At 67.8% G+C, this 19228-nt stretch carries 20 protein-coding genes; 8 read left to right on the top strand and 12 right to left on the bottom strand.

Annotated elements, in window-relative coordinates; all coding sequences use genetic code 11:
* Positions 1-417 precede the first annotated feature (417 nt).
* The 5 genes from EV384_RS27510 to EV384_RS27495 form a co-directional block, all read right to left on the bottom strand.
* Positions 418-1550, bottom strand: a protein-coding gene (locus tag EV384_RS27510; protein WP_130337785.1) for an IS3 family transposase whose coding sequence is annotated in 2 segments (ribosomal slippage) — positions 418-1286 and positions 1286-1550 — 1134 coding nt in all. Because the reading frame shifts where the segments join, the coding sequence is not laid out codon by codon here.
* Positions 1551-1610: 60 nt separating this feature from the next.
* Entirely contained in the window at positions 1611-1826 is a 216-nt protein-coding gene (locus EV384_RS35615; RefSeq protein WP_207232490.1) for a hypothetical protein, read from the bottom strand.
* A gap of 23 nt (positions 1827-1849) precedes the next feature.
* On the bottom strand, positions 1850-2122 hold the full coding sequence (locus EV384_RS27505) for a hypothetical protein (RefSeq protein ID WP_130337783.1): 273 nt from the start codon (positions 2120-2122) through the stop codon (positions 1850-1852).
* A 289-nt stretch (positions 2123-2411) separates the two neighbouring features.
* The gene (locus EV384_RS27500) at positions 2412-2753 is read right to left on the bottom strand and encodes a sensor histidine kinase (protein ID WP_130337781.1); all 342 of its coding nucleotides are present in this window, start codon (positions 2751-2753) and stop codon (positions 2412-2414) included.
* 88 nt (positions 2754-2841) lie between these two features.
* Entirely contained in the window at positions 2842-3297 is a 456-nt protein-coding gene (locus EV384_RS27495) for a VOC family protein (protein ID WP_130337779.1), read from the bottom strand.
* A gap of 898 nt (positions 3298-4195) precedes the next feature.
* Here EV384_RS27495 and EV384_RS27490 point away from each other — a divergent pair.
* Positions 4196-6031, top strand: a complete 1836-nt coding sequence (locus EV384_RS27490; RefSeq protein ID WP_130337777.1) for a glycoside hydrolase family 15 protein — start codon at positions 4196-4198, stop codon at positions 6029-6031.
* A 198-nt stretch (positions 6032-6229) separates the two neighbouring features.
* On the opposite strand, the gene EV384_RS27485 is transcribed toward EV384_RS27490, so the two are convergent.
* Positions 6230-7318, bottom strand: a complete 1089-nt coding sequence (locus tag EV384_RS27485) for an IS110 family RNA-guided transposase (RefSeq protein ID WP_165440172.1) — start codon at positions 7316-7318, stop codon at positions 6230-6232.
* Positions 7319-7958: 640 nt separating this feature from the next.
* On the opposite strand from EV384_RS27485, the gene EV384_RS36500 reads away from it, so the two are divergent.
* Both EV384_RS36500 and EV384_RS36495 read left to right on the top strand, forming a co-directional pair.
* Positions 7959-8264, top strand: a complete 306-nt coding sequence (locus tag EV384_RS36500) for a hypothetical protein (RefSeq protein ID WP_242624327.1) — start codon at positions 7959-7961, stop codon at positions 8262-8264.
* A gap of 15 nt (positions 8265-8279) precedes the next feature.
* On the top strand, positions 8280-8720 hold the full coding sequence (locus tag EV384_RS36495; RefSeq protein WP_242624326.1) for a tyrosine-type recombinase/integrase: 441 nt from the start codon (positions 8280-8282) through the stop codon (positions 8718-8720).
* 151 nt (positions 8721-8871) lie between these two features.
* Here EV384_RS36495 and EV384_RS27475 read toward each other — a convergent pair whose 3' ends face one another.
* Genes EV384_RS27475 through EV384_RS27465 form a run of 3 tightly spaced genes read right to left on the bottom strand, consistent with a single transcriptional unit; the run spans position 8872 to position 10820 of the window.
* The gene (locus EV384_RS27475) at positions 8872-9888 is read right to left on the bottom strand and encodes a hypothetical protein (protein ID WP_130337774.1); all 1017 of its coding nucleotides are present in this window, start codon (positions 9886-9888) and stop codon (positions 8872-8874) included.
* 4 nt (positions 9889-9892) lie between these two features.
* Positions 9893-10246, bottom strand: coding sequence for a hypothetical protein (locus EV384_RS27470; RefSeq protein ID WP_130337772.1), 354 nt, complete (start codon positions 10244-10246; stop codon positions 9893-9895).
* A gap of 4 nt (positions 10247-10250) precedes the next feature.
* Entirely contained in the window at positions 10251-10820 is a 570-nt protein-coding gene (locus EV384_RS27465) for a hypothetical protein (RefSeq protein ID WP_130337770.1), read from the bottom strand.
* 57 nt (positions 10821-10877) lie between these two features.
* Between EV384_RS27465 and EV384_RS27460 the strand changes: the two genes are divergently transcribed.
* Complete coding sequence (locus tag EV384_RS27460) at positions 10878-11243, top strand: hypothetical protein (RefSeq protein WP_130337768.1); 366 nt, start codon at positions 10878-10880, stop codon at positions 11241-11243.
* Between the two features lie 271 nt (positions 11244-11514).
* On the opposite strand, the gene EV384_RS27455 is transcribed toward EV384_RS27460, so the two are convergent.
* The gene (locus tag EV384_RS27455) at positions 11515-12630 is read right to left on the bottom strand and encodes a helix-turn-helix domain-containing protein (protein WP_242624325.1); all 1116 of its coding nucleotides are present in this window, start codon (positions 12628-12630) and stop codon (positions 11515-11517) included.
* Between EV384_RS27455 and EV384_RS27450 the strand changes: the two genes are divergently transcribed.
* Positions 12542-13789, top strand: a complete 1248-nt coding sequence (locus EV384_RS27450) for an MFS transporter (RefSeq protein WP_130337766.1) — start codon at positions 12542-12544, stop codon at positions 13787-13789. The genes EV384_RS27455 and EV384_RS27450 overlap by 89 nt on opposite strands.
* Positions 13790-13998: 209 nt before the next feature.
* Here EV384_RS27450 and EV384_RS27445 read toward each other — a convergent pair whose 3' ends face one another.
* Entirely contained in the window at positions 13999-14976 is a 978-nt protein-coding gene (locus EV384_RS27445; protein WP_207232488.1) for an IS110 family transposase, read from the bottom strand.
* Between the two features lie 232 nt (positions 14977-15208).
* On the opposite strand from EV384_RS27445, the gene EV384_RS27440 reads away from it, so the two are divergent.
* Positions 15209-16321 (top strand): IS110 family RNA-guided transposase, encoded by a 1113-nt coding sequence (locus tag EV384_RS27440; RefSeq protein WP_242624324.1) that lies wholly within the window; start codon positions 15209-15211, stop codon positions 16319-16321.
* A gap of 434 nt (positions 16322-16755) precedes the next feature.
* Here EV384_RS27440 and EV384_RS36490 read toward each other — a convergent pair whose 3' ends face one another.
* Positions 16756-17049, bottom strand: a complete 294-nt coding sequence (locus EV384_RS36490; protein WP_242624573.1) for a hypothetical protein — start codon at positions 17047-17049, stop codon at positions 16756-16758.
* Here EV384_RS36490 and EV384_RS27435 point away from each other — a divergent pair.
* Entirely contained in the window at positions 16993-17532 is a 540-nt protein-coding gene (locus EV384_RS27435; protein ID WP_242624539.1) for a DUF1062 domain-containing protein, read from the top strand. The two genes, EV384_RS36490 and EV384_RS27435, sit on opposite strands and share 57 nt — an antisense overlap.
* 249 nt (positions 17533-17781) lie before the next feature.
* A complete protein-coding gene (locus EV384_RS27430) occupies positions 17782-18897 on the top strand; it encodes a MerR family transcriptional regulator (RefSeq protein WP_130337764.1) in 1116 nt (371 codons plus the stop codon).
* Positions 18898-19228 lie beyond the last annotated feature (331 nt).

The following is a 19228-nucleotide window of genomic DNA, read 5'->3' as shown; positions in this document are numbered from 1 at the left end:
CACCTGCGGTCGACGGGTCACGACAGTGGACGAGGTCGTAGCCGAGCTGAGAGGCGCGGAACGACAACCGATGGCAGCAGACAATGCACGGCAGCCGCGTTCGGGACGAAAGGGTCAGGACCACCGGAGGCGCCCCTGCCGTGAAGAGACGGCGGTCTTGCCCGAGGTGCGCTCATCCACGTCAGCAGGGCCCCGCCAAGGCGGGGCCCTGCTGAGCTTGTGTGATGTAGTTACCGGCCGCGCCTAGGCGCTTGCACGAGGTCGGGGTCGACGCCGGCCTCGCGGAGCAGCTCTCGCAGGCGCTGCTTGACGTCGACCGTGGCGTCCAGGGACTTCAGTACCGACACGGTCTGGCGTCGCAGTCGGCTCCAGTATCTGGCTACGCCAGTGACTGGGCCCCGGTTGGTGGTCCACCGGCTATGAGAGCGTTGGTTGCCGGTTGGTGATCCACTGCTGGCGGTAGGCGTCTGGGGTGAGCCAGGCGAGCGAGCCGTGGGGTCTGTAGGTGTTGTACTCGATGCGCCAGTCCTCGGCCAGTACCTGAACCTCCAGCAGGGTGTCGAACTGTTCGCAGGTGAGGAATTCGTCGCGGAATCGGCCGTTGAACGATTCGCAGATCCCGTTCTGCCACGGTGATGCGGGGTCGATGTAGGCGGGGTCGACGCCGGTGTAACGGCACCAGTCGGTCAGCGTGTGGGCGGTCAGCTCGGGACCGTTGTCCATGCGGATGTGCTCCGGCCGTCTGCCCAACCGTGCGATCAACTCGTCGAGGACAGCGACCGTGGCGTCCGCGGTGAAGGAGCGGGCCGCGCGGGTGGCCAGGGCTTGGCGGGTGTACTCGTCGACGATGTTGAGGAACCGCACCTGCCTGCCGTTGGCGGTGACGTCGACCTGGAAGTCCAACGCCCACATCTGATCCGGCCGGGTCGCGCGCATCCGCTGATGACGGCCCGGTCCGGCCCGCCGCTTCTTGCGCACCCTGGGCGGGCGTTTCAGGCCCTCGTCGAGCCACAGCCGGCGGGTGCGTTTCCGGTTGACCACCAGGCCCTCGCGGGCGGCGATCGCGTGGGCCTTACGCCACCCCCACCGCGGATACTGCGCGGAGATCTGCCGCAGCCGCGCCCGAAGCACCTCATCAGCGTCACGACGAGCCGGCGCCGGCCGGCGTTGCGCCGACCGGTGCTGCCCGACCAGCCGACACGCACGTCGTTGGGACACTCCGAAGCGCTGCTGCAACACGGTCACGGCGCGGCGGCGGCGCTCCGGACTCACCAGTTTCCCCGGTTCAGCTCCTTGAGCATGTCGATGTCCAACAGCTGCTCAGCGACGATCTTCTTCAGCCGGGCGTTCTCCCGCTCCAGGTCCTTCAGCCGTTTGGCGTCATCGGCTTTCATCCCGCCGTACTGCGCCACCCACCGATGCCAGGTCGCCTCGGAAACCTCCAGCTGCTTACACACCTCGGGCAAGACGGAACCCTGCCCGATCAGCTTCTCGCCCTCCCGAAGCTTGCGAATGATCTGCTCCGGCGTGTGCCGCCGTCGGGTACCCATCGTGATGATCCCTCCCAACCCCATCATGGGGCATCGGGCTCTCACAACAGGTGGACCACTTCACCGGGACCCAGTCACCAGCGCCAGTCCGGTGAAACCGGACTGTATGTAGGGTTTGTTGCTGACGATGAGGCCGAGGTCAACGCCGCGTACGCTGCAGCGATTGAGGCGGGCGGAACGAGCGAGGGCGAGCCAGCGATACGCGCGTACTTCGGCCCGAACTACTACGCAGCCAACATCGCTGACTTCGACGGCAACCACCTGGAAATAGTTCACAAGAGCTTCAACCCGCCAAGCCATCAGCATCTCGTGTAGACGGCGTCGAAGGCATCGCGGTGCTCACCGGAACACGGCCAGCGTCCAAGAACCTCATTCACTAGATGGGTGGCCAGCACGGGAGGTGCAACGCTACCGGCAGAGCAATAGCCGTAGTGTTCGGCGACCCACACCCGACCGAATCCGAACTCTGCGGCTCGTTGCGCGGTCGAGACCACTGCCTGAAGACCCTCACGCGCACACGCGCCCTCCAGCACCAGAGCCAGCTCCAGCACCGACAGCGGCGGCAGCGGCACGCGCGGGCAGCTCGTCCAGCAGTGAAATGTCGCCGTGGTGCGCGTTCATATCCGAATTGCTATCACGGTGCAGCTGGAGGAGGTCACGTCTGATCGAGGTTCCGCTGCCGCCACGGCCAGGGTGCAGGTCTGGCATTGAATGAGACAGCCGGCGGCAAGACGGTTGCCGTCCGCGCGTTGGCTGGGTCGCTGCGCCACGGCCCGTCGTGCCGGAACGTGCTGCACCGCAGCCGGGTGGTGCTCGGGATGGCGTAGCGCCGGTACCGCAAGGCTCACCCGCGCCTTGAGGTCATTGCCACGGTGTCCACCAGTGCGTACCGCCGACGCCACCGACCGTGCCGGCCCCGTCGTCGCGCACCTCCAGCCGAACAGCAGCCGGCTGCCAATAGTCGAGGATCAGTGCGGCGCGGGCCGCCCGGGCGTGCTTGCGGACGTTGGCGAGCCCTTCCTGGGCCGCCCCGAACAGCGGCTCCTCCGCCTCCGCGAGCAGCGGCCGGACCCAGCCAACGACATCCACCTCGATCGGTACGCCGGCGGCCGACGTCTCGTCGGCCACCCCGCGCAACGCCTCCGGCAGCGGCACCGCCGGCTGTGGCTCGCGCAGGCGCTCACTGGCCGACCCAGCTGTCAAGATCGCCGGCGTGTGGCGCTATGTGCATGGAAAATCGACATGTGTGCGGCATTCGGTAGGTGGTGGAGCAAGGACGCGGCTTGTGATGTCACGAACGGGCCTCGCGACCCGGCATGCGGGTAGTGACCTCCTGCAGCGTCCAGCCGTTTCCGTCCGGGTCCTGGAATGAGGCGTACGAGTTGTAGCTCTCACGTTCGGGGTCGGGGCCGGGTTGGCGTGCCTCGGGCCAGAAAGCGCTGCCGGGGCCGTGGTAGACCTCGGTGATGTCGACGCCCCGCTGAGCCAGCTCCTCCCGTGTGGCCACGATGTCGGAGGTCACCAGCTCTAGGTGCCGCATCGACCCCGGTGCAGCGGCTATCGGCAGGCCTTTGCCGAACACGATGGACGTATGGCCGGCACCAGTCGGGGTCAGTTGCACGACGCGGACGTCGTCGCCGACCTCGATGTCTAAGTCCAGTCGCCAGCCCAGGCGATCCCGGTAGAACTCCAGCGCCCTGTCGACATCCGACACGGGGATCGTGACCACCTCAAGATTGACGTCCATCGTACCCACTCCTTGTTCGTCCTGTCTGCGGTGTTCTGTCCCGACGGCGGGAACCCTTTGGTCCTGGCCCCGGGCCACCCGGGCTCCCGCCGGCCATCAGTCACCAAGGCCGGATCAACGCCCCTGTGATCGAGGACCGGGAGGGGCTACTGCCGCCGCTGTTCCTACCGCCGGACGGTACCCCCGATTGGGCCATGTCACGGGAGGATCCGGAGGTTGTGCTGGTCGGATGTCCGTCGCGAGGGTCCGTGGCCCGCTGCCGGTGACGAGTGGTTCGAGTATCGTCCGGCAGGCGGGACAGCGTTGCTTCGTTACGGTCCACGCCACAAGCACCTGGCTGAGTGACATGCATCAATGTGCTGCTCGTGGTCGAGGTTGCCGATGAAACCACGATCCAAGATCTCAATGTCAAGGCGAAGTGTGAGCTGCCCCGGGTTTCGTAGCGGCCGGTTTGCGTGTTTTCAGGCGGCGGTCGGACGGTCAGTGAGCGGTATCAACGAGGTTGCTCGCGAGATGGGCGCCAGCGCCGCTGCGGTGGCCCTGGCCTGGGGTGCAGGGCCATGCCGGGAACGCCTCCACCCCGAGGGGTGCGCGCCGGAGGGACCAGTTCGAGGCCAACCTGCGCGCGCCGGACGTGAAACCCATCGCCGACCCACCGCGCCGGCTTGGTGATCAACGGTAGCGATTTGCCAGGGCGCGACCGGAGATCTCCGCGACGTCGCCGCTGCGTTCGATGACCAGTGGCTCATCCCGCACGATGAGCTCAACCCGCACGCTGTGCCCCGGACTGTCGATGACCTGCCGAAGGTGAGGCGTCGGCTTTTGCCAGTTTCGAGCCGTGATGCCTGCTTCGTCCGGTTAGGGTAAGTCCCCGGGTGAGATGTGGTGGGAGGGACGGGTGGACTCGTACCCTGCGGTGGAGGCCCACGGCTTGATCGGCGATCTGCAGACCGCGGCGTTGGTGGCGATGGATGGGACGCTGGACTGGTTCTGCGCCCCTCGGTTCGACTCGCCGAGCCTGTTCGGGGGCCTGCTCGATCGGCACAAGGGTGGGCACTTCCAGGTGTCGCCGGAGGGCGTCGAGTACGTGAGCAAGCAGTTGTACCTGCCGGGCACGGCGATCCTGATCACCCGGTTTCTCAGCGCGGACGGCGTGGGTGAGCTCGTGGATTTCATGCCCGTCGCGGGGGATGAGGCGACCGACCGCCACCGTTTGGTGCGGATGCTGCGGATGGTCCGAGGCACGATGCGGTTCCGTGTCGATTGCCAACCCCGCTTCAACTATGGGCGGGATCCGCACGAGCTCGATCGCTACCCCGAGGGGCACGTCTTCCGCAGCCCTTCGCTCTCCCTCGCCGTGAGCACCGTTCGATACCCCGAACGCCCGCCCGACGAGCAGGAAATGCGGCCTACCGGGGAGGGCGGCTTGCGGGCGATCGCCACGCTGCGGGAGGGCGAGGCCGGGGCTGTGGTTATGGAAACAGGAGTGTCACTTGACCGGCCGCGTTTTTACACACCGGGCGAGGTGCAGCAGTTGCTGGAGCAGACCCGTGACTTCTGGCGGCGTTGGCTGGCCCGCTCCCGCTACATCGGCCGGTGGCGGGAGATGGTTGAGCGGTCGGCGATCACGCTCAAGCTCCTGACGTACGCGCCGACCGGCGCGTTGATCGCCGCCCCCACCGTCGGGCTGCCCGAGCAGATCGGCGGCCAGCGCAACTGGGACTACCGCTACACCTGGATCCGCGACGCGTCGATCACCGTGCACGCCCTGCTCTGCCTGGGCTTCACCGACGAAGCGTGGCGGTACATGGACTGGCTCAACGATCGAGTCCAGGAAGTCAAGGACCGGCAGGCGTCGCTGCAGATCATGTACCGCGTCGACGGCTCACCCGATCTCAGCGAGGAGACGCTCGACCACCTCGAGGGTTACCGTGGGTCAGCGCCCGTGCGGGTGGGCAACGGCGCGGCGAACCAGCTGCAAATGGACATCTACGGCGAGGCACTCAACGCCCTTCACGAGGCCGACAGCCATGGTCTGCAGATCTATCGCCACGGGTGGCTGAGCACCGTACGCATGATGGACTGGCTCTGCGAGCACTGGGACCGGCCCGAAGACGGGATCTGGGAAACCCGTGGCGGCCGCCAGGACTTCACCTACGGGCGCGTGATGTCGTGGGTGGCCCTCGACCGGGCTGTCCGCCTCGCTCATCGACGCGGACTACCGGCCGACACCGACCGGTGGGCATGTACCCGGAACCAGATCTACGAACAGATCATGACGCGCGGGTTTCACCCCGGCCGGCGTGCCTTCGTGCAGCATTACGCGACCGACGTCCTGGACGCGGCTCTGCTCGCCATGCCGTCGGTCGGAATCATCGCGCCGACGGACCCCATGTGGCAGTCCACGCTGCGGGCCATGGACGCGGAGCTCGTGTCCGACAGCCTGGTCTACCGGTACGACCCGGCCGCCTCGCCCGACGGCCTTCCCGGCCAGGAGAGCACCTTCACCATGTGCACCTTTTGGTACGTCCGGGCCCTCGCCGAGTCCGGACGGCTCGACGACGCCACGCTGACCTTGGAGAAGATGCTCACCTACAGCAGTCCACTCGGCCTCTACTCAGAGGAGATCGCACCCACCGGCGAGCAGACCGGCAACTTCCCGCAGGCGTTCAGCCACCTCTCCCTGATCGGCACGGCCGTGGACCTCGACCGACTGCTCGACGCCCGGGCTTGAGCCGACGTAGCGATGTCCCGGCGGGGACCGCTGATCACCAGTACAGAGGGACTGTGCAAGCTCAGAGGGGTCGCGCGATGGTGTCGATTAAAACTAGGGCTAAGGAACCGACGTAGGCTCTGACGTGAGGAACGGAGCGGGCCGGACGCTGGCTCGGGATCCGCGCCAGTACGAGGGGCGCCGATGCCCCTATGTTTGTCAAGCCGTTCGGGGGCACTCGGTGGTGGGATTGAGCTGTCGGATCAGGTTGTAGATTTCGCGTGCGACGTAGCGTTTGACGCAGCGGATGGCTTCGCGGCGGGTGAGGCCTTGGGCGGCGCGTCGGTCGAGGTAGTCGCGGGTGCGTTGGTCGCAGCGTGATCGGGTCAGGGCGATGCGGTAGAGGGCGGCGTTGGCGCGGCGGTCACCGCCGCGGTTGAGGCGGCGTCGGCGGGTTTTGCCCGAGGACGCCTCGATGGGGCTGACGCCGCACAGGGCGGCGAAGGATGCTTCGTTGTTCATCCGGTCGGGGTTGTCGCCGGCGGTGATGAGGAGAGCGGCGGCGCTGTCAGGACCGACGCCTTTGCGTTGCAGCAGGTGCGGGGCGTGGGCGTCGATGACCGCGGTGATCTGTAGCTCCAGTTCACGGGCTTCCCGGGTGAGGACCTGGATGCGCCTGGCCAGGCGGCGCAGGGTGTAGGCGGTGGCGGTGGACACGTCACGTGGCGGCGTGTCGGGCAGGCTGGCGCAGTATCGGATCAGGGCCGTGCCGGTCAGGCCGGTCAGGGTTTCGCGTAGTGCCGGTTCGGCGCCGACGATGACGGCCTTGAGCTGGTTGACCGCCTGGGTCCGGGACTTGACCGCGGATGTTCTGGCGAGTTTGAACATGCGCAGCATTTCCACCGGCCCGTCAGCGGTCTTGGCCGTGGTGTTCGCGCGGCCGGACAAGACGGCGTGGGCGGCTGCGGTGGCGTCGACAGCGTCGGTTTTTCCCTGGCGGCGCCGGGCGGCCCGGTCCGGTCGGTTGACCTCCACGACGGTGATGTTCTGCCGGCGGAGGTGTCGGGTCAGCGCCGACCCGTAGGAGCCGGTGCCTTCCACCCCGGCACGACACAACACGCCGAAGCCACGCGCCCAGGCCAGCAACTGCCGGTAGCCGGCCGTGGTAGTCGGGAACGCGGCGCTGGCTACCAGCACGCCGAGCACGGTGATGACCGCGGCGACGTGGGAGTCCTTGTGGGTGTCGACACCGAGGATGATCTCCTCATCGCGCGGGTGGCTCTGGCTGCTCTCATCCGGGTGCGGCATGCTGGGCATCGGTGGTTCGTCTCCTGACCGGCTCGGGTGGCGGATGGCCGTCGCCGGGCCGGCAGGGCGGTCAGAACTGTGACGGTGCCCTTGTTGCAGCAAGGCCCCTATCGGGACACGCCCCACCGGTCCGGCGACAGCTTGTACTCCCAGAACCGACAGCCGACAGATCGGCGCCAAGGCATCAACCGAGCCAGTTGCGTTGCGGGTCAGACCGCGGCCCCGGGAGAACGGCTCCACAATCCCAGAGCCGCAAACCGAGACTCACAGTTGCGTTGTCGCTCAACGCAACAGAGCCTCGGCTGCTGCCGTCATCTGGGTGTCAGTCGTAGTTCGTCGTGAACGACGATCATGGATGTTTGGTCGACGTCGCCCCTTGGACACCAGCAGAACGACGCAGGCATTGGGCCGCTGACCTGGTATTACTCAGGGCGGCGGCCTTCATCGTTTCTCGGGCAAGATCCGCCCTGGGAACACCGTGGGAATACGGGCTCGGAGTTGCGTCGTCCGCGCCAGCGGGCGGCGCGATCTTGTGCCCGGCGGGCGAGACGGTTGCGGTCCCACTGTTGCGCACACAGGCGCGTCGGCGGCAGAGCCCGCAGACACCGGGTCGAGGCCGCCACGTTCACGTGGAGGAACCGTGGCGTCAGTCGAGAAGTGGACGACGAAGGACGGCAAGAGCACCCGGTGGCGGGTGAAGTGGCGGGAGGGCGGCCGCCGCGAGAACGGGTTCGACAGCCACACGTTCGACTACCAGGCGGACGCGAAGCGGTTCAAGACGCTCGTCGACGCGGCCGGGCAGCAGATGCCGCCGCCGGAGCAACTGGTGGCCCACGGCTTCGCCCAGCTCGTGCCCGCCGGCGTGGCCGCCCCGGCGCCGGAGCCGGTGCAGGAGAAGCTGACGTTCCGCGCGTACGCCGAGGACTGGCTGGGCCAGCTGGTGTAGCCGCACCCGGAGACGGTGCGCAAGTACCGGGAGCGGCTGGAGAAGCACGTGTTCCCGCGGCTCGGCGAGCGGCCGATCGCCGAGATCACCCGGCGGGAGATGCGCGAGTGGCAGCAGGACCCGCGCGACGCCGGCCTGTCGGCGAAGACGATCGCCAACATCCGGGGCGAGAGCGTGGTGCCGATCTTCAAGGCGGCGTGCCGGCCGGGCGAGGACGAGGAGCCCGCCGTGCGGACGTACAACCCGACGGACGGGCTGCCGCTGCCGGAGGGCCCGCGCGCCGAGCGGGACATCCTGGAGAGCCCCGCCGAGGCGACGCTGTTCCTGGCGGCGGCCTACGAGGTCGACCCGGAGGCGGCGGACCTCCTGTTGTGCAAGCTGTCGACCGGCCTGCGCTGGGGTGAGGTGTCGGCGCTGCCGCCCCGGGCGGTGAACGTCGCCCGCCGTAGCAGCTGACCAGCGAAGAGGATGACGCTCGCCGGTATCGCCAACATGAGGACGGCCAGCAACTCCACGACCCGCTCCCAACGCTTACGTTCGCGTCGCCTACTCCTCAACGCTGCTCCTTCGGGCGTCACCCGACCTTGGTCAGCCTAGCGATCCGCGATCATCCTGAGCGGTGTTGTGCCACGGTGGTGTCGAACCAGTTCCGCAGGTCTTCTGCGGTCGGGGGTGTAGGCGGATGTGCGGGGTCGGGATTGCGTGCGTGGTAGACCTTCCCGGCGAGTGGCATCAGCGACGTGATCGGCTCGACGTCGTGGCCGCGCCCGGCCAGTATCGGCTGACCTTCGTGCAGGTACCCACGGTGCTGGCCGTGCGCCACCTGCCAGGTCAGGTCCGGCACCGCGCGGCGCAGGCACTCCGCCGCGTAGAAGGAGACCGCGTCGATCAGCGCGAGGGATTCGTCCGACCAGACGTGCGGGGCGAGGAGCAGGCTGCGTCCGTACCACATCGGGAAGACGGCGCCCTCCGGGCGGAGGAAGGCACTGCCGTTGGCGAGGAACACCTTCTCTTTAGGAGCGTCGGCGGGGCGGGGTTGGAGCCGACCGATGGCCCAGTTCCACAACGGGACCAGGCTGTCGCGGGAATAGTCGAGCCGGAGTGGGCTGCCGGTCGCCGCGGCGTGGTCGCGCAGCCAGGTGAGCCGGTCGTCCCCGGCGGCTAGGTAGCGCAGTAGGTAGTCCTCATCGGACCCCGCCGGCGTGCCAGTTTCCACCGCGGCCGATGGTTTGCCGTTCTCGGTTGGCGAGATCAGGTCGAGCACCTCGTCGAGCGAGGCTCCGGTGACATCGCCTTCCTCAACGATGAGCCGGCCGCCGCTGGCTTCCGCTAGTTCCCGGAGCACCTCGACGATCCGCGCTGCCTCGTCCCGGTATGCGCTGGCCGGGCGGCTTGGGAAGCTGTCCCAGACCTCGACCTCCAGCTGCCCGACTCCGGTCTCGCCGGGGTAGACGAACCATTGGGTGCTGATGCGCTCGCCGTCCCAGAACAACTCGGCATACTCCCCGGCGGGGACCCGGGTGTGGAGATCTGGATCTTCGCCGAGCAGCCTGCTGAGCAGGGCGACCAGCGTCGCCCTGCTCAGCTCGGTCCCGGACGGGACCACGCCCATGGTCAGGCTCACTGGGCTAACTTATAGGGTGAATGGTGTAAGGAATGTTGTTGCGCTTCAAGCATTCAAACAGGTTCTCGGCGATGCCGATGCTGTGGAAGCGGTCGTGTGCGATGAAGTGCCAGTGCACGCCCTTGATAAGGGGTCTGCCGTTGGTTCCATCCTGCTTGTGCACCGCCCTGCCCGCATCGGTGAGCATCCACGCGTCCTTGCGACACTCGTCGAGCATGCTGCTCCACGTGGGGACACCGGTCTTGACCTCGTGCAGGATAAGTCCACCGTCGCTCGGATCCACCTCGGCGCAGTCGGCCTTGCGCTTGATTGATCCCGGTCTTGGGAAGCCTGTCGTGAGTACCTCGTGCTGCGGCAAGCAGTTACCGTTCAGGATGATGTCTCTCAGGGCATTCCTCGCCGGCCGTGGCGTTACGCTGGGGCGGGACCGAAACGCCGTCGTTCTTGTGGAGAGGGTGGCGCATAGCGTCCGCGATCGTCTCCCAATCGGTGCGGTCTCCTCGGGTCAGTCTGCGGATGTCGGCGCGGCTGAACCGGAACGCGGAGATACTGAAAGCGCCGCTCTCGCCGACGAGGAAGGAGTAGGTCTCGCCGAGGATCAGCTCGAGCGCCAGGTCCTTGACGAAGTCGGGGATCTTGTCGTAGCGGGTGACAAACCGCAGGGTCTCCCGCAGACGGTGGACGTACTTCGCCACGAATCGGGCCGCCTTGCCCGGGATCGCGACGGCGTCGCCCACATAGGGCACGACCCCGAGAATGCTCAGCCCCGCACTGACCCAGTCGCCATGGATGACCCCGGCGATGGTGTCGCGCAGGTCGGCCAGGCCGCCGAGGATCCAGCCCACGACCGGGATGGCGCTCAGGCCGCCGGAGCACAGGTTTCCGGCGAGCCAGGCCATCGAGTCGCGCGGCGCGAAGTCCCCGGCGAACATCCCGAGCAGGAAGTCGCTGACGTATGTCCACTTGCCGGCTCAGCCTGGCTCCGCAACATGCGCAAGACAGGCCACGTGACATACAGCGGCCTTTATGGCGTCCAGACCCTTCCCGGCAGCAGGCAGCCCAGCGTCCGCGTCGTGCTTCCCCTGGCGCTGGGCTCGTTACAGGTCTTCCTCAAGCCCTCCGCCGGCCTGGACGGCAGCTTCCATCTGCATTCCCCGATCGGCAGGTTCGGCGCTAACGGCGCATATCTCGTGCTGGAGCGGTATGACGAAACGCTCAGCGCACGTCGTGTTCCGCTGAACGAACATTTCCACCTATATGTCGACGAGGACGGTGACGTGCGGGCCGATCACAGCCTCAAGCTTTGGAACATCCCCGCAGTGCGGCTGCACTATCGGATGCGGCGTCAGGCCTGAAGAAAACGCAACCGGCGGCCTCGCTCCGGCTCTCCGGTGGGCCCACGCGTACTAGTTTGCCGCTGGTCGTGCGGTCGTGCCGAGGAGAGTGCGTTCACTTCGTGGCCGGCCTGGTCGCTTCCGACCTCGGCGTGGTCCCTGGTTTAGTTGGTCAGTCGCCCGCTCGCTGGCCCACGACCAACGATCTCGCCGATGAGCGGATAGCCGGCTGCTACGAGTAGTTGGTGTCGCAAACGACTACATTGACACGGTCGGCCTGCGCGAAGCTGGGTCAGCTTGTCCGGGCCTGGTGGAAGGTGCGGCGGTAGGCGGCGGGTGTGGTCCGCACAGCCTGGTGGAACCGCCGCCGGAGGTTGACGGCTGACGAGAGACCGACTCGGTCTGCGATGGCCTCGACCGACAGATCGGTCTCCTCCAGCAGTGCGCGCGTGGCGGCAATGCGTTGCGCGAGGAGCCACTGGCCGGGGCTGGTACCGAGCTGGGTGGCGAACCTGCGGGTCAGCGTCCGGCCGGACATCTGCGCCTTGGCCGCTAGGTCGTTGATGGTCAGCGGCTCGTGTAGCCGGGCCGTGGCCCAGTCCAGCAGCGGCGCCAGGGAGTCGGGGACCGGCCCGGAGGTGGGCAGTTCGGCATACTGCCGCTGGCCGCCTTCTCGATGTGGCGGCATGACCATGTGCCGGGCGACGTGGGCCGCGTGCGCGGCGCCGTGGTCGGTTCGTACGACGTGCAGGCACAGGTCGATGCCGGCGCCGGCACCGGCGCTGCTGGCCACGTCGCCATGGTCGACGTAGAGCACGTCCGGGTCGACCTGGACGTTGGGAAACCGGGCCGTCAGGTCGGCGACGAGGGCCCAGTGCGTGGTCGCCCGGCGGCCATCGAGCAGGCCGGTCTGGGCCAGCGGGAAGACGCCGGAGCAGATGGTGATGATGCGTGTCCCGCGCCGGTGTGCCTGTTGCAGGGCACGCACGATGGCGGGTGGCGCCGGCTCCGGGTAGGTCTGCCAGCCGGGAATAACGATGGTGTCCGCACGGCGTAGTGCGGTGAGATCGTTTGTAACCAGCATGTCGAAGCCGGCGAGCGTCGCCAGCGGACCCGGCTTTTCCGCGCACACCTCGAATTGGTATGGCTCGGGCAGTCCGGGGCGGTGCAGGCCGAAGACCTCAGCGGCGCAGGCAAGCTCGAACGTCGACTGCGGCGCATGCGCGAGCGCTGCCACCCGATGGGCCATGGCTGGATAGTGCTCAAGAACGTCTTTCAGGACACTTGGCGGTGTGATCGGCTTCGCCGACCATGACGACATGACTCGCTTGTGGTCGCGGAACTTCGCGTTGTATTTCGTCGCCCGCGCGGTCTCGCTCGTCGGCGACGCGATGATGCCGGTCGCCACGGCGCTCGCCGTGGGTCCCGTCCACGGCACGTCCGGCGTGGGATTCGTGCTGGCCCTGTGGACGGCACCGTTCGTGCTGCTGGTGCTGTTCGGCGGGGTGTTGTCCGACCGGCTCGGGGCGCGGCCGATGATGGTCGGCGCCGACCTGGCCAGGATCGCGACGCAGTCGACAGTTGCGGTGTTGTTTTTCACCGGCACTCCGTCGTTGTGGCTGTTGATGGCCTGTTCGGCGCTGGCCGGCGCCGCCGCCGCGATGTTCCAACCTGGGGTCAACGGCATCGTTCCGCACGTTGCACGTGACCTCCAGCGAGCGAACGCGAGCATCAAAGTCGCCGACTCGGCGGCGCAGCTACTCGGTCCCGCGGTCGCCGGCATCCTCGTCGCCACGGTGGGCGCTGGCGCGGTCTACACCATCGACGCCGCCACGTTCGCCATGAGCGCCGCGTGCCTGCTGGCACTACGGATCCCTACGCACCTCGCGGTCGCCGCCGGCTCGTCGGTGGTGCGCGACCTGCGGGTGGGCTGGCGCGAGTTCCGGTCCCGCACGTGGATCTGGGTCGTCATCCTCGTCTGGGTGGCGTACGGGATCACAATGTTCGGGCCGATCATCCCGATCGGCTCGACGCTCGTCGGTGCCCGACTCGGCGACGCCGCGTACGGCTGGGTGGTCACCGGCTGGGGAGCCGGTGCCGTGGTCGGCGGCTTCGGTGCGATGCGGGTCAAGCCCACCCATCCGCTTCGCGCCGGCGCCGTGGCCATGTTCGGATGGGCGGTGCTTCCGCTCGCCGTTGTCGCCAGCGCACCGCTGTGGCTGCTGCTCACGGGTCACCTGATCGCGGGCGCGGCGTGGTCGTTCTGGTCGGTGATGTGGGCGACGAGCGTTCAGACCCACGTCCCGTCCAAGTTGCTCAACCGGGTCACCGCATACGAAGTTGCCGGCTCTGTTTCCGGCATCGCCGTCGGCCAGGCGCTCGCCGGACCGGCCACCCTCCTCGTCGGCGGCGCCGAGATCCTGGGTGTCTCCGCCGCGGTCTGCATAGTCGGCGCCGCTCTGCTACTGGCGGTACCGGCAGTGCGGAACCTGCGCCGGGATCCACCACCAATCGTGCCCCGGTACGTGACCTCGGTGGACACGGTCGTCGCGGAGGCCCCCCGGTGATCCGCAGCGTCCGACGTGTTGGCTGTTGCGGCCCGTGTCGTAGTGGAACGTCCGCTCTTGCCGCGATCCGCGCGCTACGCGGCGTCACGAAATGTTGACGCGGCCGCCATACGCACATGGCACCCCTCTGTGTCATCAAGAGGCGGCGAGGAGCGGTGTTCTAGGCTGGGTGTCGGCGGGTCCGGGAAGTGACTGTTCCGAAGTGTCGATCATGGGGATCGGGTCGGCCGCGCTGGATTGAAGAGTCGCCCCCACGTGTCCTCCCGGGCCCGTCCCGGCCTTCTTGGCGTCTTTGGCCATCTGCTTGTAGACGATGTCGGACAGCCGTCGCTTGAGTGCGCGCATGGCCTCCATCGGTGTTTTGCCGGCGGCGAGTTTGCGTCGGTAGTAGGCGCGGCCTTCGGTGTCGTGGCGTTCCAGGACGCGAAGTGTCCACGGGTGGCGAAGCGGCTGATGTCCGCGACGTCGCCGATCAGGCGGGCGGCGCCGGAGGGGCCGATGCCGTTGAGGTCCTGCAGGCTGCTGCCGGTGGTTGCGACGAGCTCGGTCAGTTCCTTGTCCGCGGCCTTGATCTTCTTGTCGACCTGGACCAGCTCGGTGATCAGCTCGGACGCGAGCCGGCGGCGGGTGCGGCCGACCAGATCACGAGGACGGATGGTGGCGAGCATCGTGCGGGCCTGCGGGGCGGACAGGAACTTCTTCGCTCCGCCGGGCAGCAGTTCCAGCAGCAGCTGGTGGATGCGGTTGAGCAGGTCGGTGCGGGCATGACCGAGACCGTCGCGGCGGTCGGCCAGCAGCCTCAACGCAACGGTCACATCGTCGACGGTGACCTGCCGCAAACCCTTGGCGCGCAGGGCTGCGACGGCGACGCTGTGGGCGTCGACCGGGTCGGTTTTGCGGCCCTGACCGGTGTCGAATACCCGGGCCCGGGCGGACAGTTTCGCGGGCACGTCCACCACGGTTTCGCCGTCGGCGACGAGGCGTTGAGCGATGTGCCGGCCGATGCCGTTGCAGCCCTCCACCGCCCAGACCCGGTCCTTGTGCTGCCGGCCGAGCTTGAGCATCGTCTGGTAGCCGTCGCGGTCGGTGGTGAACCGGCCCTGCGCGAGGATTTTCTCGCGGTCGTTGATGATCTCGATGGTCGCGGACCGCTTATGAGGATCCATGCCGATGATGACCTGTCCCACGCTCGTCCTCCTCGATCAGACCGGGGCTGAATCCGGCGAGGAGGGCAGCGCTACTTCGAGCTGGGCAGACCCCTGACTTGTCTAATAGGAACAGACGCGCGGGTCTGCAGCCCGTAGCGTCAGGGCGCCGGTTGGCATTGGCTCGCAGACCCCTTGCCGCCTTACCGGGTTGGCTTATCAAGAGCGTGCCACGGCCGGCCGGCGCCCGGCCGTGGTGTGGCGCGACAGAGGCGTGCACAAGGACTTCTTGAAGTCAGGCTGCCCACCACGGCGCATCTCCTGCCCGCCTGCTGAAGGGACTCCGCCTGCCGTGATCACGATTGGGATCGATCCGCACAAAGCCTCATTGACCGCCGTGGCGCTGGATGCCACCGGCCGGCAGTTGGCGGTCAGACGCGTGGCGGTCAACGCCGGCACCTACAAGACGTTGATGGGGTGGGCCGCCCGCTGGCCGCAGCGGCGGTTCGCCGTGGAAGGCGCCGCCGGTCTTGGCCGCGGCATCGCCCAACTGCTCGCCGGTGGCGGCGAAGACGTCGTCGACGTGCCGGCCACGCTCGCCGCTCGCGCCCGGCTGCTGGACACCGGCGGTGCCCGCAAGAGCGATCCCGCCGACGCCGCCAGCGTCGCGCACGCCGCCATGCGCCACAAGCGGTTGCGCGCGGTGGTCGCCGAGGACCACACCACCCAGCTGCGGCTGCTGGCCGAACGCCGTGACGACCTGGCCGGTGAACGCGTTCGCGTCCTCAACCGCCTGCACGTCCTGCTCCGCGACCTGATTCCCGGCGGAGCGCCCTCCGACCTGACCGCGGACAAAGCCAGCGCGCTGCTGCGCGGCGTCCGCCCGCTCACCGCCACCGACGCCTGCCGCCGCGAGCTCGCCCGCGACCTCCTCGCCGACTTGCGCCGCGTGGACCGTCAGCTAAGCGCCAACCAGGCCAAGACCAGCCAGACCCTGGCGGTCACCCGCTCGACACTCACCGAAATACACGGCGTCGGGCCCGTCGTGGCCGGGAAGATCCTCGGCCACGTCGGCGACATACACCGCTTCCCGACCATCGACCACTTCGCCAGCTACACCGGCACCAGCCCGCTTGACGCCTCCAGCGGAGACCGCCGCCGCCACCGGCTCAACACCACCGGCAACCGCCAACTCAACACCGCGCTCCACACCATCGCGGTATGCCAAGCCCGCGACCCCGGACCCGGGCGCGTCTACTACCTGCGCAAGATCGGCGAAGGTAAGACCCCCGCCGAGGCCCGACGCGCGCTCAAGCGACGGCTCGCCAACGTCGTCTATCGGCATCTCGCCAAAGATCAACAACGACGCCCTACGGTCAGCCCTTGACACACAGAGGCGCTCTTGAGCCTCTCCCCGCCACGGTGACCGGCAGGACGCATGCCATGAGTGAGCCACACCAAAACGCGGTGGGCAGCCGATGAGAGAGCGACCCCACCGGTCACCTCGACCAAGCCTGGCCGGGCCGCGGTCGTACCACCAGTAGATAAGTAGCCGATGAGAGTGCTCCGTGCGGCGCTATTGCAGAGCCTCTGCCCCATGCCTACACGTCAGGTTGGGGGGCGGCCGGAATACGGCAGAAAGGGGCCGCGGGGGCGATCGGCGCGTGGTCGACGCCCAGCTCGCCGACCCCGCCCCTCAGTGCTCGGCACCAGGACAAAAATGGGTGGCCTCGCCAGCCCGTCCCGCCCTACCTTCTAACTGGATCTTCTTCTCCGACCCACTCACAAGAGGACTTCACCCCGCGTGACGCCGCCTGCTCTTTAGACCTGACACCTTCCCCGTGCATCGGTCGCCGACGTCGCCGTCGGCTCTCTTCCCATGCCTTCCGTCAGGTCTTCAGAGAGATCATGTCTATGCGTCCTCATATCGTGCTGTCCTGGACCCTTCGGCGCACGCACCTTCCCCTGCTCGCGTTCCGCTGCGTCCACTGCCATTCCGGCCTCGCCAGCACCGGCGACGGGAAGTTCCGCGTCAATGCCAACGGCAAACTCCTCGACATCTGGCTCCTCGTCGCCTGCGTTTCCTGCGACCGAACCAGCAAGATCACCGTTCACGATCGCGTCCCGGTCCGGTACCTGGATCCGATCCTTCTGGAGGGCTACTCCGGCAACTCCTCTGCCCTCGTCGCCCGCGTCCTTCTCGACCCGCTGATCGCCCGGCGCAACCGGTTCGCCCTGGAGTGGGACTCATGCTGGGAGCTGCTCGCCCCGTCCCCTCCCGAAAGCCCCTGGCCCGTCCAGGTTTCGGTCATCTTCGACGACCCCGTGGCCCCTTCGCCCCGAACGGCTCATCGCCCAGGGGCTGGGCATCAGCCGCGGGGAGATCGCTCGCCGCGTCAAGATCGGCATTCCGCTGAACCGCAGAACTCACAGGGACCTCTCGTTCGTCCTGCTATGAGCCGCCGCCGTGGGCCTGAGCCGGGGCGAGAGGCAAGGTGGCCCTGCCCCGGACTGCATCACGCGGCGGTCCGCGCGCGGTCGCTCATGACCGGGCGCGAACGAGGGTCAGGGCCGGCCCGATACCGGCGACGAAGGTGAACGCCCCGACTCCATCGTCGACGCTGACGGGGTCGGGCCACGGATCGGGGGTTGAGACGGACTGGCAGGCTCCGTTGATCGAGTAGTCGGAATTCACCTCATCAACGCCGTCAGAGTGACGCTCTGTCACGGGCCGAGACCTGCGCCATCCGCGCTGAGCATCCGCATCTGGCCGATGAGCGGAAACTCGGTCATTCCAGCAGCGAAGCGCTTGCCCCTCACGCGGCGTCATGCCACATAGTCGGTGGCGTGGAGGAGCACCTGACCGTGGGGCGTGTGGCGGAGTTGGCCGGCGTAAGCGTCCGCACACTGCATCACTATGACGAGATCGGCCTCCTGGAGCCGTCCACGCGGACCGCGGCTGGGCACCGGGCCTACTCCGCGGACGACGTGGAGCGACTCCGGGAGGTGCTCGCCTACCGGCGGCTCGGCTTCGGATTGCGGGAGATCGCGGAACTGGTTGACGATCCGGCTACCGACGCAGTCGCGCACCTGTGCCGGCTGCGCGGCCTGTTGATGGACCAGCGCGACCGCGCTGCTGCCATGGTGACGGCCATAGACAGGGAACTGGAGGCACGAGCAATGGGAATCAGGACGACGCCAGAGGAGCAACTGAAAGTGTTCGGCGCGCGGTTGTACGATGCCATCGGATCCGCTTACCCAGCGACGCGGCGCACTGAGCCACGGATCGCCGCGCGCATCTGGGATGCGCTTGGGGATGCACAAACGGTACTGAACGTCGGAGCCGGCACCGGCTCCTACGAACCCCCCGACCGCGACGTCACGGCGGTGGAACCTTCGGCGGTCATGCGGGCGCAGCGTCCCCCGGGCGCGGCGCCCTGCGTGGCCGCCGCTGCGGAGAGTCTGCCGTTCGAGGACCAGTCCTTCGACGCCGCGATGGCGGTCAGCACCGTTCATCACTGGCCGGACCCGGTCGCCGGGCTGCGTGAGCTGCGGCGTGTGGCCCGCCGCGTGGTGGTGTTCACGTACGACGCCGATGACACCGGCTGGCGTCAGCGGTTCTGGCTCACCCGCGACTACTTACCTGAGTTCGCAGACCTCCTCGTCGGCTGGCCGTCCCTGGCCGACCTAACCCGCGCGATCGGAGGACGCGCGGAGCCGGTGCTCGTCCCGTGGGACTGCGCTGACGGCTTCTTCGAGGCATACTGGCGCCGGCCTGAGGCGTACCTGGACGAACATGTACGCCGCGCGGTTTCGGTATGGACCAGAGTCGGACCGCAGGCCGAGCAACGGGCAGTCAGCACACTCCGCGAAGACCTTTCCTCAGGCCGGTGGGCCGAGCGCAACCGCGACCTCGTCGCCCTCGACACGGCAGAGCTCGGCCTCCGCCTGCTCGTAGCCTGAATTACCGTGCGCGAGAACGCCGCCAGAGAGCTGCACCGCGCAGCCATGGCTGCTGAGCAAGTGCGATTGCTCTCCCAGGTCACGACGTAGCGAGCCGAGGCGGTTCGGGCACCGCCACATTCGGAATCATGTTTTCCCAGTTCACGTGCTACAGGTGGACCGGATGTGGCAGAACCCGAACCGCTTTCGCGCTGTTCAGAGGCCGGTCGTGACGCTGTCAGCCGTTCGCCGACACACCCCCTGACCCGCTCAGCTCGCGTCACCCCCCGCAGCGCCGCCTGACTGATCCGATCCGCGAGCAGCACCGGCGGCGCGCCGATCGAACGCGAGA

This window comes from Micromonospora kangleipakensis (assembly GCF_004217615.1).
In the GTDB taxonomy this organism is placed as follows: domain Bacteria; phylum Actinomycetota; class Actinomycetes; order Mycobacteriales; family Micromonosporaceae; genus Micromonospora; species Micromonospora kangleipakensis.
Note: the sequence above shows the minus strand (reverse complement) of the source record. Positions and strands in the feature narration are given on the sequence as shown.